Source organism: Gimesia sp. (assembly GCF_048262075.1).
Taxonomy (GTDB): Bacteria; Planctomycetota; Planctomycetia; order Planctomycetales; family Planctomycetaceae; genus Gimesia.
Window position 1 is genome coordinate 323,832 of sequence record NZ_JBLXFK010000004.1, and the last position, 15,511, is coordinate 339,342.

The 15,511-nt window shown below is 52.3% G+C and carries 10 protein-coding genes; 5 read left to right on the top strand and 5 right to left on the bottom strand.

Features of this window, described 5'->3' with window-relative positions:
• Window positions 1-28 precede the first annotated feature (28 nt).
• Window positions 29-469: a hypothetical protein gene (locus tag ACN0YH_RS10985; RefSeq protein WP_417379618.1), complete on the bottom strand. Its 441-nt coding sequence runs from the start codon at window positions 467-469 to the stop codon at window positions 29-31.
• 349 nt (window positions 470-818) lie between these two features.
• Here ACN0YH_RS10985 and ACN0YH_RS10990 point away from each other — a divergent pair, with 349 nt between their 5' ends.
• The gene (locus ACN0YH_RS10990) at window positions 819-2,081 is read left to right on the top strand and encodes an FG-GAP repeat domain-containing protein (RefSeq protein ID WP_417379619.1); all 1,263 of its coding nucleotides are present in this window, start codon (window positions 819-821) and stop codon (window positions 2,079-2,081) included.
• Here ACN0YH_RS10990 and ACN0YH_RS10995 read toward each other — a convergent pair.
• A complete protein-coding gene (locus ACN0YH_RS10995) occupies window positions 2,078-4,135 on the bottom strand; it encodes an efflux RND transporter periplasmic adaptor subunit (RefSeq protein ID WP_417379620.1) in 2,058 nt (685 codons plus the stop codon). The two genes, ACN0YH_RS10990 and ACN0YH_RS10995, sit on opposite strands and share 4 nt — an antisense overlap.
• A gap of 497 nt (window positions 4,136-4,632) precedes the next feature.
• Between ACN0YH_RS10995 and ACN0YH_RS11000 the strand changes: the two genes are divergently transcribed.
• Entirely contained in the window at window positions 4,633-7,185 is a 2,553-nt protein-coding gene (locus ACN0YH_RS11000; RefSeq protein WP_417379621.1) for a TolC family protein, read from the top strand.
• 327 nt (window positions 7,186-7,512) lie between these two features.
• Window positions 7,513-8,022 (top strand): translation initiation factor IF-3, encoded by a 510-nt coding sequence (infC, locus tag ACN0YH_RS11005; RefSeq protein WP_417379751.1) that lies wholly within the window; start codon window positions 7,513-7,515, stop codon window positions 8,020-8,022.
• 206 nt (window positions 8,023-8,228) lie between these two features.
• Here infC and ACN0YH_RS11010 read toward each other — a convergent pair whose 3' ends face one another.
• From ACN0YH_RS11010 to ACN0YH_RS11020, 3 genes are all read right to left on the bottom strand, one after another.
• On the bottom strand, window positions 8,229-9,221 hold the full coding sequence (locus ACN0YH_RS11010; protein WP_417379622.1) for a Gfo/Idh/MocA family protein: 993 nt from the start codon (window positions 9,219-9,221) through the stop codon (window positions 8,229-8,231).
• 244 nt (window positions 9,222-9,465) lie between these two features.
• A complete protein-coding gene (locus ACN0YH_RS11015) occupies window positions 9,466-9,891 on the bottom strand; it encodes a hypothetical protein (RefSeq protein WP_417379623.1) in 426 nt (141 codons plus the stop codon).
• A gap of 121 nt (window positions 9,892-10,012) precedes the next feature.
• Window positions 10,013-11,029 (bottom strand): DUF1559 domain-containing protein, encoded by a 1,017-nt coding sequence (locus ACN0YH_RS11020; protein ID WP_417379624.1) that lies wholly within the window; start codon window positions 11,027-11,029, stop codon window positions 10,013-10,015.
• Between the two features lie 623 nt (window positions 11,030-11,652).
• Here ACN0YH_RS11020 and ACN0YH_RS11025 point away from each other — a divergent pair.
• Window positions 11,653-12,336, top strand: coding sequence for a cytochrome c3 family protein (locus ACN0YH_RS11025; protein WP_417379625.1), 684 nt, complete (start codon window positions 11,653-11,655; stop codon window positions 12,334-12,336).
• A gap of 11 nt (window positions 12,337-12,347) precedes the next feature.
• A complete protein-coding gene (locus ACN0YH_RS11030) occupies window positions 12,348-15,446 on the top strand; it encodes a TAT-variant-translocated molybdopterin oxidoreductase (protein WP_417379626.1) in 3,099 nt (1,032 codons plus the stop codon).
• The last annotated feature ends 65 nt before the right edge of the window (window positions 15,447-15,511 follow it).

The window sequence follows — 15,511 nt, forward strand, 5'->3', positions numbered from 1 at the left end:
TTTTGTGCCCGTTCTGTTTCTGCTGTTGCTAACTGGAAGGTGCACTCACTGCAGGCGCCAGCGCCGGGCCGGACTCCTCAAGTGCAGGCTCCATGCTCGTTTCATCGGGAAACGGATCAGGGGGCACAAAAATGGAAGGTTCAGGAAGAGGAACCAGGTCGTCCACAGACGCGCCATCATAAGACTGCTGGCTGCTGTAGTCGGTTACAGGAGTATCGCTGATATAATGTTGTGGCTGACAATCATTGCAGCATTTACACCACCAGCGGTTGAAGCGTGACTGACACCAGTCTGGCTTGCCAATACGCGTCAGGTCCCAGGTGGGACGATAGAAGCGGTCTGCATAAAGCTGTGTATCGCTGATGTCATCGATCAGGTTATAGTACGCATTGCTGGCCTTAAAACACTGGCAGCCCGAGCATACTATCAGCGGCTGAATCATGACTATGCAGACAAAAGCTGCGCGCATTCTCAGTTTCCTCCCCCATTTGAATGTGACCATCCTGTGTCACAAAAGTACCTCTGATGGCTCGCATCATCGGTAGTACAATCGCCTGTACCTAAGGTTGATCGGCTATCATTGAAGAGAAACTTTATCGATTATTCCGAATGACCCGGTTATCCCGGCGATGGGAGCACGCAGCATACTTAACCCCAGAAAAACAGGGGAAACATGCAAATCTCTGCAGAGAATTTCGAGCCGAAGTAGCTCAGATTCGCGGAATATCCCTTGCGATACGAAGGGTTCTTGCGATCCGGGAAAGAGGCTGTGATACTGGTAGTGAAGAAAACGCCACATCTGGTTTCAGGAGGCTCTCATGCTGACGATTGCAAAAACGATTCTGCGCTTTTCATTATTGCTGACGTTTCTTTCCCTCGAAATTGAGGCGGGAGAAGAAGTCAGGCGGGGGAATCCCTGGGAACGTCATATCATTGACAATTCATCCCGTGGTGCAGACGGCGTCAAGCTGTTCGATGCAGACGGCGACGGATTAATCGACATTACGACGGGCTGGGAAGAAGGAGGGATCACCCGCATCTATCGCAATCCCGGCGCTGCTCAAGCGAAAAAGACCTGGCCCGCAGTAACAGTCGGCATGACACCTCATGTGGAAGACGCTGCCTGGATCGATCTGGATCGGCAACATGTGAGAAAGGCGGTTGTCAGCTGCTGTGAAGGGAAAACGCGTGCGCTTTACGTGCACTGGCCTCCGGCTGAGAAGCCGTTCGAGAATTCCTGGAAACAGGAAGTGCTGCCTGCTTCGAAGGATCGGATGATGTGGATGTTTGCCGTTCCTGCGAAGATTGGCCTCGATTCACGTGGCGGAGAAGAACTGGTGGCCGCCGGGAAAGGCTCGGGAGCAGAGATCGGCTGGTTTATGCCGACTTCGGATACGCGCGATCTGTCAAAGTACAAGTGGATCACCCTTTCCCCTGCTGGCTGGATCATGTCATTGTTTGCCGTCGATATGGATGGGGATGGCGATCAGGATCTGTTGACCACGGATCGCAAGGGAAAGCTGCGCGGCTGCCGCTGGCTGGAAAATCCGGGAGGCCCCATCGCTCTTATGGGTAAGCCGTGGAAGAATCACTGGGTCGGCGGTCAGGATCGGGAAGTGATGTTTGCCCATCTGTCCGACCTGGATCAGGATGGCCTGCAGGACATTCTGGTGGTCTCTCGCGCCCCGGATGAAGTGCACTGGTATCGCCGTCTGGATGGGAGTGGCTTGAACTGGGATCACCAGAGGATTCCGTTTCCGCAGAATACAGGCAGCGGAAAAGGAGTCGCGGCCGGTGATCTGAACGGGGATGGTGTGCTGGACCTGGTACTCAGTTGCGAACATGCGGAGCCACCCAAATCAGGTGTGGTCTGGATGCGTGGTACACGCAAGGGAGATCAGTTCAACTGGGAGCCGCAGGAGATGAGTGGACCACGGGGCATTAAGTTCGATCGCATTGAACTGCTCGACCTGGATGCGGACGGCGACCTGGATGTGCTCACATGTGAAGAGCGGGATCAGAAGCAGGGGCTGGGTGTGTTCTGGTACGAGAATCCGCTCAAGGAGAGTCGTTCCCGTTAAAAGAAAAAGAGTTCGCGCTGTACGGTTTCGAACAGTCGCCTGAGCCAGACGTAACCCAGTGAGCGCGTACCACAGTCGATCTGGGGGAGAACGGAAGCCCCCGGGCGGAGTCCTTTGATGGTTTCGTGGTCCAGCTTAACGGTGATCTGCACAACCGGCTTGCCATCCGCGTCCGGTTCTGCGGTCGCGGCGATTTTTTCAATCGTTCCCTGGTAGGTCTGATCAGGATCAGTCAACAGCAGGAAGGAGACGGACAAGGGGTCTTTACTCGCCCGTTGTGCAGCCAGCACATGTCCCATTTCTGAATCGGGGACTTCCATTTTTAAGATCCAGGGGCCTTTAAGATCGGCGACGGTTAACAGTTGTTGTCCGCGCTGAACGGGGCGTGCGAGTAATTTTTCCTGTAAGTCCCAGGTGAGGACTTCACCACTGATCGGGCTTTTGAGCGTAAGTGCTTCCTGCTGATTCTTGAGCAGCGTCGACTGTTCGTTCAGGCTTTTCAGGCGTGCGTTGAGTTCTTCCTGCTCGGCGGTCAGGCGATTAGCCTGTTGCAGTGCAGTGGCATCGGTGGGGTTGAGTCCCAGGCGTGCGGCCTCGATGACATTCAACCGTTTCTGCGAGGTCTGGATCTCGCCACGCACCCGGCTGAATTCCAGTTCCAGATCGGAGTCGCGCAGTGTTAACAGTGTCGTGTTAGCGGAAACCTGTTCCGCCTGCCGGACGAAGATCTGATCGACAACACCGTCCGCCGTCGCAAACACGTTTTGCTGGTCGACCGGCTGCAGGTTTCCTGTGCCTTCGATTTTGAAATCTGCCGGCGTCAGGATCAGGACGGCTGAGAGGACGGCCAGGATCAACGCTGCCGTCATCAGTTTGCGGCCCGTCCACTGTTTTTTTCTGAGCGGGGAATACGACCAGTGTTTTAAGAGAGGGAAAAAGGGAAAACTTTCGAACCGCAGGGAATTATATAATGCGGTTCCCCCATGTCGCGAGACGGCCTGTGCCCGCTCCAGAATGGTATGACTGGACGAGGCTTCGTGGAACTGCTCCATCACGATTGCCCCGACTGCCAGCTGGCTTTGTTCGACGTTGCTTTGAGCCTCGGCAGGATCGTCGGTGGATTCCTGAATGATATGTGCAAGCGGGAAGATCATCAGCGCCCGCGATCCGGCAAGATCCAGGTAAGCATGCAGCGGTTCAGCGATCTGCGGCGGATATTTTTCTTCCGCTTCCATAATCCAGTAAGGACGCTTCAGGGACTGAATCGCTGTCACCAGGGATTCCAGCCGCTGGACTGTTTCCGAGCGGCGTTCGATGCCTTCGACACCACTGGCAGCGATCAGCTGATGTGTCTTACCGGTTTTCTGCAAAACGGACAGGCGGTCGCAGTCGATCAGAATCCGCCCTTCATTGGCGATGATGAACGCGGTCTGTTCTGTATTTAAATGGAGATGGACGTGTTCGGAGAATCGTTCAAACTGTTCCCACAGCGCTTCCAGTTCGCGCAGTTTCTGCAACTGGCTGTGCTGACAGAAATCCTCTGAGATTTCACAGAGTGCGCTGATAAATCTGACATAGCCTTCCTGCGCTGAAAAAGAGCGGGGAGGGTGATGCACTATTTCCAGCAGGCCGACCTGCGGAGTCGGGTGCGCTTCAATAGAGACCGGACACAAAATCAGATTTTCATCCAGAGGATTGATGCCCCGATGTTGCTCTGACCAGCGTCCCCGTGGTTCGATGGTAGCAGGTCGCTGTTCGTGTAGTGCTTCCCGCAGCAACAGGCGATGCTGTTCGATTTTCTGTTCATTCAGAGGCGCACCGATGTTTGTTTCCGGATGCGCGCCTCGCTGCTGCTTTGCTTCCAGATTACCCGTAGCGTCGGCCACCCAGAGTACACATCCCTGCGCAGACATACCTCTTACTGCGCGGTCCAGCAGTTCCGAGTAAAATTTCTGACTCGAAATCTCCGTGCGCGCGAGTTGGGCCAGTCCCAGAACAAGCTCTTCAATCTCCTGCCAGAGGTTCTCAATCGAAGAAGATTCTTCAGTCGTCATACGTATTACTAAAGTGGGAAGTCAGGGAAAGTAGTACCACGATCAATCCCGAACAGTGCCGGTCTGATCCCGAAGTTGTTTTCAATCTGGAACGCATCACATTTTTGCATAGCATCTCGCGTACTGTGATACTCGGCCCCAATGTTTCTGGAGACGCTACGGAAAACTGAACACAGTCTAGCACAGCGATCCCTGCTCTACTCCGATTCTCCCCCTAAAAGCGGTCACGCTCCCCAAAGTAATTAGTGTACAACTTTAAATGATTGCGCAGCTTCACTGATTGATTCCTTCGTCCAGAACATGTATTCCCAAACCACTATGTGCGAGTGGGTAAGATGCGTTAAGAGGGGTGTTCTGGATGGAGTTGTGGATAATCCGATTGTGCGGAATATTCCGAATATGCTGAAAATTTGCTTTGGGAGGAGGCGTTTCTGTGCCGATGAGTTGAGAGAGCGTATAGCCTTCAATTCAATGGTCCTCCTGACCAGGGAAAATCGATGAACTGTTTCATAGCCCGGATGATGCTCCTGTTTGCCGCAGTTGTACTGCTGGGCCCAGGGTGCAGCCGCTTCCTGAGCAATTCATTGCAGGAAGAGTTTGTGGAAAGTGATGAGACATATCAGCGCGCCCTGACTCAGATTGAGTATCCCAATGTGGAAGATATTGATGAAGGTGATACCATTGGCACACAGATGCCCGCAACGGTTTCCAGTTCAGCTACTCCTGAGTACTGGGATCTGTCTCTGCAGGAAGCGGTCAAAATGGCATTGCAGAGTTCAAAAGTTCTGGGTGATGTGGGCGGAATCGCGTTAAATACGCCTGCCGGGGTGCATACCAAATACGATGCTGCGATTACGGAAGCAGACCCCCGTTATGGTGTGGCCGGTGCGTTAAGTGCCTACGATACCACGCTGTCTGCCAGTACTTACTTTGAGAAAAATGATAAAGCATTAAACAACGTCTTCTTCGGCGGTGGAACACGACTGTTGCGACAGGATGCGATGGTGGTCCAGGCACAGTTGACCAAACGTGCCATGACCGGAACCGAATTTACTCTGCGTGATTACATTGACTATGATGCCAACAACTCACCAGGTAACCAGTTTCCCCATGCCTATCAGAACAATATCGAAATGGAATTTCGTCACCCGCTGATGCAGGGCGGCGGGATCAGTTTCAATCAGATTGCGGGTCCCAGCGGCACGCCTGGTGTGATCAATGGTGTGATTATTGCCCGCATCAATACCGATATCAGCCTTGGAGAATTCGAAATCTCCGTGCGTGATATGGTGAGTGATGTGGAGAATGCCTACTGGGATCTGTATTTCGGCTACCGTGATCTGGATGCCAAGATCATGGCTCGTGATTCTGCGCTGGAAACCTGGCGTCGGATTCATGCGTTGTATGAGAATGGTCGTCGTGGTGGCGAAGCAGAAAAAGAAGCCCAGGCCCGCGAACAGTATTTCCGGTATCAGGCTGAAGTCGAAAATGCATTAAGCGGCCGACTGCTGAATGGGACCCATACCAACAATGGCAGCCAGGGTGGTACCTTTCAAAGTAACCATGGTGTCTATGTTGCCGAGCGTCGTCTGCGCATGCTGATGGGCATTCCCATTAATGATGGGCGATTAATTCGTCCGGCTGACGAACCTTCGCTGGCCAAGGTCGAATTCAACTGGGAAGAAACACTGGTCGAATCCCTGGAACGTCGTCCCGAAATTCGTCGTCAACGCTGGCAGATCAAAAAACGTGAACTTGAACTGGAAGCCAACAAGAACTTCCTGAAACCGGAACTGGACCTGATCGGTCGCTATCGCTGGCGTGGGTTCGGTAAAAACTTCCTGGCAGAAGGTTCGAATGTGGGTGAGTTTGATGGTGCATTAAATACTCTGTTCGATGGCAATCTGCAGGAGTGGCAGATGGGGATCGAGCTGTCTGTTCCGCTGGGGAAACGACAGGCCCATGCCGCCATGCGACATGCTGAACTGCTGCTGGCCCGGGATCGTGCGATTTTGCATGAACAGGAACGAGCCATCGTGCAAAGTTTAAGTAATGCGATTTCGGACGTGGATCGTGCTTACGCGGTTTTGCAGACCACGTTCAACCGGCGTCACGCGGCGCGGCAGGAAGTTGCCGCTGTTCAAGCTGCCTACGAATCGGATAATGCGACGCTGGATCTGCTGCTCGAAGCACAGCGCCGCCAGGCAGAAGCGGATGGCAGCTATTATCGTTCACTGGTTGAATATTCTCTGGCGATCAAGAACGTCCAGTTTGAAAAAGGCTCGCTGCTGGCTTACAACAATATTTATCTTGCCGAAGGGGGCTGGCCTGAAAAAGCCTACATGGATGCCTCCGAACGTGATCGTCTGCGAGGCCGTGTCCGGAAAATTGCAGATGCTCCGGAATACACAGGGGCACTGTCCCAAGGCGTCTATCCACAATTGCTGACTCCCGGTGAAGTGCCGGTAGAACCGATGCAGCCCACTCCACATTCAGCAGAGCCGACTCCGGAACCAGTGACAGGCAATTTCATGCCTCCCGCCGTTCCCGGTGTGCCGCAGGATGGATCAGGTAATCCGGAATTCATTCGATCCATCGATTTTGATGAGACTCCCGGTGCACAAAAACCAATTCAAAATCTGGAAGGAACCAGTAGTCAGAATGAACCCGAGGCGTATTTTGCACCTCGATCGATGGTTCCTCCTCGTCCTGAGTCAGGATACCAGCCGGACACACGTGCAGCCGATTTCCATGATCTGCCGGAACCTGGACCGCAGGAAGGGGCAGTGACCTTGTTCCCTCAGAGTCAGGCTACGGGAAATGCTGCTTCGAATGAAGTGCCCGATACTACACCGAACCTGCGAACAGCATTACAGAACCAGACACTGAAGTTCCCGCTCAAAGATCATTCCGGCAGCCAGGATCCTTTTAAAGATTACCGGAACGCAGGGCCACGCTGGGAGCCAGTACCCATTCCGGAGACAAAACAGCGGAATTTGAGGGACTTTTCGGGTGAAGTGAAACGATTCCCCTTGAAAGAAGCGAATTGACCGAGCAGAAGAGTACGACAACTTTTCGGGGTTTCTTTGCGATGTGTCTACTCTGGTAAACAGGGGAATCTAAGTGGATCTTGAGATTTTCACTAAAAATACTGTCTCAGTCAAACTTGCCTCTTTCCCGGTATTGATATAACTTAAGATAGAACAGTATAGTTAAGTCAGTTTTCAATATCGAAACGGGCTGGTGATCAAAGCATCTCATTTGAGATGTTCTTTTTTTCATACCAGCTATAATAGAAAGCGTGTGCCCTGAGTTCAGGTGGATTCACCCTCAAGGCATGTAACCTGATTTTTTTACATTACAAGGAGAAACAAGCAATCGAAACAACGCAGAGACTTAATGACCAGATTCGGATCAGTCCGGTACGGGTCATTGATCAAGACGGGGAGCAGTTAGGGGTGATTCCTACCGCAGAAGCTTTAAAGTTGGCCATGGAAGCCAACCTGGATCTGGTTGAAGTCGCCTCGGATGCCAAACCCCCGGTCTGTCGGATTATGGATTATGGTAAGCTGAAGTACGAGCGTAAAAAGAAGACCAGCAAAAATACCAAGCAGCATCAGGTGCAGCTGAAAGAAATTCGGATGCGTCCGAAAATCGGGAAGCACGATATTGAGTTCAAACTGAAAAGTGCCCGCAAATTTCTGGAACAGAAAGATAAGGTCAAATTCAATATCATGTTCCGGGGACGCGAAAACGCGCATCATGAACTTGGTCGAACCATCCTGGGAGACATCCAGGAACAGCTTTCCGAGATCGCTAAAGTCGAGCAGGCCGCAACCATGGCCAGTGGACGAAACATGATCATGGTGCTCGCGCCCCGCTCATAACAGACCTGGGACCCGCAGAACTCGGAAATAATCTGGTGTATCAGGAATGAAGCAATTGCCTCAAAGGATCTCTGTGCGCGCTGACCAGCTAGACCATCACATTTCAGTATCGTGTCCCTCAATCTGGTATCCTCAGGCCAAGCAGCCCTGGAGACGCTACAGTAAAACGGGACACAGTCTAGATCTTCAGGTAGCGTCGATTTCTTTTACACTGAAATCCAGGATCCACTCCGATTGCTTTCCAGCACCGCTTCGATGACTTTCATATTCGCGATGGCATCTGCCAGCGGAGTCGGAACCGGTGACTGATTGAGGATGGCCTGCGAAAACAGATCACCTTGAATGGTGTACTGGCTGCAGATTTCCAGTTCGAGCTCTTTGCTGTCTGCTCCCGTCTGGTGCCAGATTTTACACGGACGGTCGATGGGGGCGTTGAACGGGATTTCAATCTCGATTCGCCCCGTCGTGCCATGAATGTGAACCCGTTGATAAGGGTTAAGCTGTGTCGAACAGGTGAACGTGGCGGTGCCTCTGCCAAAATCCATCGTCGCTGACGCCAGGCAGTCCGTGCCCAGCTGGTCGTCATATTCGACGATGCCGGAAACCCGCTGAGGTTCTGCATCAAAGATAAAACGCGAGAGTGAAATCGGATAGCAGCCAATATCCATCAGTCCGCCCCCGCCGATCTCGCGTTGATTGCGGATGTTGCCCGGGTCGTTGTTGAAGTAGGAGAAGAAGGACTGGATCGTGCGCAGGTCGCCGATCGCGCCATCCTGAACCAGTTTTTTTGTCAACTGCCACTGCGGATGATGGCGGTACATGAACGCTTCCATCACTTTGATTTCGGGGTGAGCCTGGGCGCATTCGAGCAGTTGCTGGCCTTCCTCAGCAGAGAGGCCGATCGGCTTTTCACACAGCACGTGTTTGCCTGCTTCGATGGCTTTAATAGACCAGGGGACATGCAGGTGATTCGGCAGCGGGTTATAAATGGCGTCGATTTCCGGGTCTGCCAGCAGCGCTTCATAGGAGCCATAGGCACGCGGAATTCCCAGTTCGCTGGCGACGGTTTCAGCCTGTTCCTGATTACGGGAAGCCAACGCGACGATCTCGCAGAACTCTCCTTTCTGCATGGCGGGAATGACCTGGACGGTGCCGATTTTGGCTGTACTTAGAATACCCCAGCGAACGTGTTTGCTCATGATAGGCCTGTGGTGCGAAGTTGAGGAAATGGAATTCCGATAATAGTTTGATAGAGACTTATCATGTTACAACGTGGAGCTTGTGTAAAGCTCTGGTGAAAAAACAGCTAGTGCGCATCACGTTTAACGGTAGCGCGTCTCCAACTGATCTACTCGGAACAAATAACCCTGAAGACGCTACAGTAAAGCTGGACACAGTCTAGAGCGGCTCGTTTTAACGGTCATTCGGACCTGATCTGAAAGGCTACTTTTTCATCTTCAAATCGAAGTTTCCTTCGTTCTCCCCCGCTTTGACTTCGAAGGTCAATCGCGAACTGGTATTATAAATGGCTGGCAGAATCTGTTCCGTTTCTTCCCTCATGGTGCCTTCGGGGTCATCCGGGATTTGAACTTTTTCTCCCGTGTTGCGGATGGAAATGATTTCCACTCGATGCTCGCCGACACCCGGCCCGTTTTCAACATCGAATTCATAATTGCCATCGACGATATCCGCCACAGTGAGTTTGCTCACCGTATCCACAAGTGGTATAAAACGAATCTTGCCGGAGGAAAGGGGTTCACCGTTGACAGTCACCGTTCCATGGACGGCGGCTTTGTCATAAGACAGATCTGAACCGCCGCATCCGGAAATCAATAACAAAAACGAGAGGATAAGAAAACGAGCGTTCATGGCGGGAGGTCTTTCCTTTGCTGGAATTTTCGCTGGCCTCCCGATCTGCAGGAGGGGCAAACAAAAAAAAGAACCAGTCGAACTGAACTTCATGTGATGGGTTCGACTGGCTCAGGCTGGTTTAAAATTCTCCGAGAACCTCTCCATCTCCCATTGATCCCAGATACCTCCAGGTTGAGAGGTTGATATTTTCACTGACGAAACGCACTGCGCCGTCAGCCATGCCCATATGCAGTCCCCCAACATGCGGGCTGCCGAACGAGTAGGTGCAGTCTCTCCAGGCGCCCGGGGCGAATGAGATGACACATTCTTCGATTGATTTGTAGGGAGGCATGAAGGTGGAGCGGACTGAATGGTGCATGCCTTCTGTCCAGAATGCATGTCGTCGACTGACGACGTCACTGTTATCGATCGCCGTCGATCCGGAGTGGTCCGTTTTCAGATCATTGAGATCGGCTTCGCCGACTAAAAACGTCGAAGTTGTTCCGTCTTCCACATCGCGGAATCGCGTGGCACTGTTGGGGGTCATAATCCCGGAATCAGCGGTATTGCTGGTGCCGAAATAAATTCCCCAGAACTGGCCATTGCCGGTGCCATACTTGTTTCCCGAACTGAAGGCATAGCTGCTGGCATACGAGGAACCCGTATCAGAGCTATCCAGGTGGCCATCACGGGGGTTGAGTTTAAGGTTCAGCAGTCGGCTGTTGGCAGACGGGCACTGGAAGATAGGCAATTTGGTTTCATTCAGGAAGGCGTTCTGATTGTAGGTTTGGCCACCTCCCGATTGATCAGGTCCACCACCCGTGCCAATATCAAAATTGTACAGGTTGTAGAGAGATGACTGGTCCAGGAAAGGGAGCAGCATTACAAAGCCAGTCGCCCGGTTTTCCAGACCGGAAATGGTAGAGCCGGGGTTGGCTCGGGAATAGTAGCCTGCGGGGAACGTGCTGTGTGTATCGTGGTAGTTGTGTAATGCCAGGACAATCTGTTTCAACTGGTTTTTGCAGGTCGAGCGGCGGGCTGATTCACGTGCCTGCTGGACTGCGGGTAATAACAGGGCAATGAGAATTGCAATAATGGCAATTACTACCAGTAGCTCAATCAGCGTAAATCCCGGCTTCTTTTTTTGTGGTTTCATAGGAACTCTCCTTGAATAAAAAGATTAATCGTAACCAGAAAAGGAATAGATAAAATGAAGAAGAAACTGCATGAGCGCCTGCTTTGAATAAAGAGACAGTGAAGGAAAAATTGATCCGGGGAAAGTCTGTGTATGCTGTGTGTGGTCTGGCGGGTTTAGGGACAAATGAACCACTCCTGATCATAAATCAAAAAATCCGATATACAAGTCTTTTAGTGTAAATCAATGAACTGGACATTTTGTGTCTCTCAGGAAGGTACTGCTTACGGAATTCGATGTGGAAATGGTTCAGGCGTGCAACAGGGAGGTATCTCCCACGATCAAATCGTTTTGCAAATGTAAATGGGTAAACGAGGTGTTTCTGGCGAAGGTCGTTTGTTGTCCCCATAAATGAGAATTTATAAACTGAGGACTCCCGACTCCAAGAAACTTGATGTTGCGCACGGGGGAATGGATTGCTTACTTTTCAGCTAACTTCTATTCTTGCAGATTAGATGGGGGTTCTTCTCTACGTAATCAAGTGAAAATTCCGCTCTGACCATCGGATGGCACATCTTCAATGCAGGCAGTTTTTGTCTGTTAAGGTGTTTTTTCCTCGAAAGGTCTTATCAGGTAAAGCAAAAATGGATCGTTTTCTGTTTCCTAAATGGGTGAATACAATTGTTCCGGTGCTGGGTGCGCTGGGGGCAATTGGCGCCTTGTATGTGGTTGGTATGGTTGCCTTTGGGGCCAGTCCTGAGACGACGGACGTTGGCTATCAACCTGAGCAACCTCTCCCGTTCAGTCACAAATTGCACGCGGGTAAGCTCAAGCTGGACTGCCGCTATTGTCATAATACGGTCGAAGTTGCCGGGCATGCTGCAATTCCACCGACCAAAACCTGTCTGAACTGTCACAGTGGAGCGGATGCGAACGGCGTTGTGAATACCGTTTCTATTCACTCTACCAGTTCCAAACTGGCTCCCATTCGTGAGAGCCAGGCGACCGGTAAGTCGATGCAATGGCGTCGTGTGCACGACCTGCCTGATTATGTTTACTTCAATCATAGTGCTCATGTCCGCCGAGGCGTGAGTTGTGTTTCCTGTCATGGCCGCGTCGACAAGATGGATAAAGTGACTCAGGTTAAGTCGCTGAGTATGGGCTGGTGTCTGGAATGTCATCGACATCCTGAGCCGAGTCTTCGTCCTACAGAGTTTGTGACGAAACTTGACTGGAAGGCTGAGGGGGATCCGCATGAAGTGGGCGAGCAGATTCGTAAAGAGCTGAATTTGAATCCTTCTACTAATTGTTCTACGTGTCACCGCTAAGGGGTTCGGTTGTGGATAAAAAGTATTGGCGAAGTCTGGGTGAGTTGCATTCCACGCCGGAATTTGAAGAAGTTTTACATCGTGAGTTTCCGGTAGCAGCTTCCGAGTACCCGGAAGGGGTTTCGCGTCGTCGCTGGATGCAGATTATGGGTGCCTCCGTTGCCCTGGCTGGAGCAACAGGCTGTCATTGGGAAGATGAGAAGATTTCTCCCAGTGTGTCACGTCCCGAGGGTTTGATCCCCGGCGTGCCTCAGAAGTTTGCCACCTTTATGGAACTGGGTGGTCAGGCGGAAAGTCTGCTGGTGACCTGTTACGACGGGCGTCCGATCAAGGTCGAAGGAAATCCCGACTCACCCCAGAGTCAGGGTGCTTCTTCTGTGTTTGCACAGTCTGAAACGCTTTCGCTGTATGATCCCGATCGTGCGGTCGGCGTAGTTGAATACAAGGGAAAATCGCGTTTCGGTCGTGACTGGGGTGCGTTTTTTGAATATTCCGATAACGTGCTGGGTCAGGCGCGAAAGAATGACGGGGCAAAGCTGCGGGTGTTGGCGGATGTCAGCTCTTCCGCTGCCCGCAAATCGCTGCAGGAGAAGTTTGCAGAGCTGTATCCCAAGTCCAAATGGTATGACTACACCGCCTGCTCGCGTGACAATGTTTACGCGGGCGCGAAACTGGCGTTCGGAGAAGCGGTTCGTCCGCAATTCGATCTGACCAAGGCGAATATTATTGTCTGCCTGGATGAGGATCTGCTGTCTGAGCATCCTGCCTCACTGAAGCATACACGTGACTGGGCAAGTCGCCGTGATCCTGCTGCGGGTCCCATGAATCGCCTGTATGCCGTGGAGAGTCGCTTTACCACAACCGGTATTTCGGCGGACCATCGTTTGCCCACTCGTTCAGTAGATATGGGGCCGTTCCTGTCCAAGTTGGAATCACAGGTGCAAGCCGGGCTGTCAGGCAAGAAGGCAGAAGCCGCTGGCGACGATTACGCTGACAAGGTGCTGGTTGCCATGGCTGAAGATCTGGTGGCAAACCAGGGTTCCAGTCTGATCGCCATTGGTGCAAGTCAACCTGCGGAACTGCAGGCACGCGTTCATAAGTTGAATGAGCAACTGGGCAACGTTGGAGAGGCTGTCAAGTACACCAAAGAGCCGCTGGCCGGTGATATGACTGCTGTCGAAGCGCTGCGGACGCTGACCGATGAAATGCAGTCTGGGGCAGTCGATACGCTGATCATTCTCGGTGGGAATCCTGCTTATAATGCTCCCGGCGACATCGATTTTGTGACCGCGCTGTCCAAGGTGCCGAATGCGGTTCACCTGGGCGAGTATGAAGACGAAACATCACTGTTGTGTAAGTGGCATCTGCCCAAAACGCATCCCTTTGAACAGTGGGGTGATTCCCGTTCCTATGACGGAACACTCTGTATTGGTCAGCCTCTGATTGAGCCTTTGCATGATGGCAAATCGGAAGTCGAACTGCTGGCGATTCTGTGTGGTGATAAACATCCGATTGCCCTCGATCTGATCAAAGAGGCTGTCAAAGGTTCGCTGGATTCCATGGCCGTGAACGCCTCCTGGCGACGCGTCGTGCACGATGGTCTGCTCAAGGGGAGTTCACTGGAAGCGGTCTCGCCGAAAGTGAAAGAACTGCCGCCCACCAAGGTGGTCGAAGCAGGGGATGAAGATCTGGAGCTGGTGTTTTATGCCAGCCCTCAGTTATACGATGGTCGCTTTGCCAACAGTGGCTGGCTGCAGGAAACACCGGACAGTCTCACTAAAATTACCTGGGACAATGCTGCGATTCTGGCTCCGAAAACAGCCGACGATCTGGGCGTTGAATTCGGCTCGGTCGTCAAGCTGATCCTGGATGGCAAGTCGATTGAACTACCCGTCTATGTGTTGCCCGGTCAGGCTCCCAATTCGGTGGCTGTCGCTCTGGGTTACGGACGCACTGCCGCTGGTCTGGTCGGAGGCGATGTCGCCCGCGATGTGAAGCCGGTGGGCGAAAATATTGCTGCTCTGCAGGCCAGGGGAGCCATCGACTTCAAGGCTGGTCTGAAAGTCGAGAAAACCGGTAAGACCTACGAACTGGCGGTCACTCAGGATCACCATGCCATCGACGCTGTCGGCCAGGGTGAAATTAAAGGTCGTGTCGGTCAGTTGGTCCGTGAAGGCGATTTGGCTGAATATGAAGAGAATCCCGGTTTTGCAGAAGGCCGCACTCACCATCCGCCTCTGATTTCCTTGTGGGACGACAAAGAGAAAAAGGGAAAACCGGTTTACCAGGAACTGTCCTACGAAGGCCAGGCCTGGGGGATGTCGATCGACCTTTCCAAGTGTATTGGCTGTAATGCCTGTTCGGTCGCCTGCCAGGCGGAAAACAATGTTCCTGTTGTCGGTCGCGAGCAGGTGATCAACAGTCGGGAAATGCACTGGTTGCGAATTGACCGTTACTTTACCGGCGATGATGTGAACAATCCCGGGGTCTCCATTCAGCCGATGTTGTGTCAGCAGTGTGAACTGGCTCCCTGTGAACAGGTTTGCCCGGTTGCCGCGACCGTACACACTGACGAAGGTCTGAACGACATGGTTTACAACCGCTGTGTCGGAACCCGTTACTGTGCCAACAACTGTCCTTACAAAGTACGTCGCTTCAACTACTTCAACTTCAATAAAATTTATGAAGAGCCCCGTGGCAAACTGCAGGCCCTGGTATTGAATCCTGAAGTGACTGTTCGTCATCGCGGGGTCATGGAAAAATGTACTTACTGTGTGCAGCGAATCAAGTCGGTCCAGATCGAAGCCAAAAACGAACAGCGTCCGATTGAAGATGGTGAAATTGTCACCGCCTGCCAGCAGGCCTGTTCCGCCAATGCGATTGAATTTGGTGACCTGGCTAACGAGACCACCCGCGTTGCGAAGGCACACGCCAATCCGCGTTCTTATGCAGCGCTGTCTGAATTGAATATTAAACCGAGAACGTCTTACATGGCCCGGATTTTGAATCCGCATCCTTCCCTGGCAAAACCAAGATCGGCAGGGCACGGACACGGTCATGGAGAAGAGCACGCTGAAGCGGATCATGCAGAAAAGGCGGAAAAGCACTAACAGCGAGTTCTGATGGCAGGTAGTGCCTGCCGATGTGTGAGTGAGTCTAACTAATCCGTTTGAAT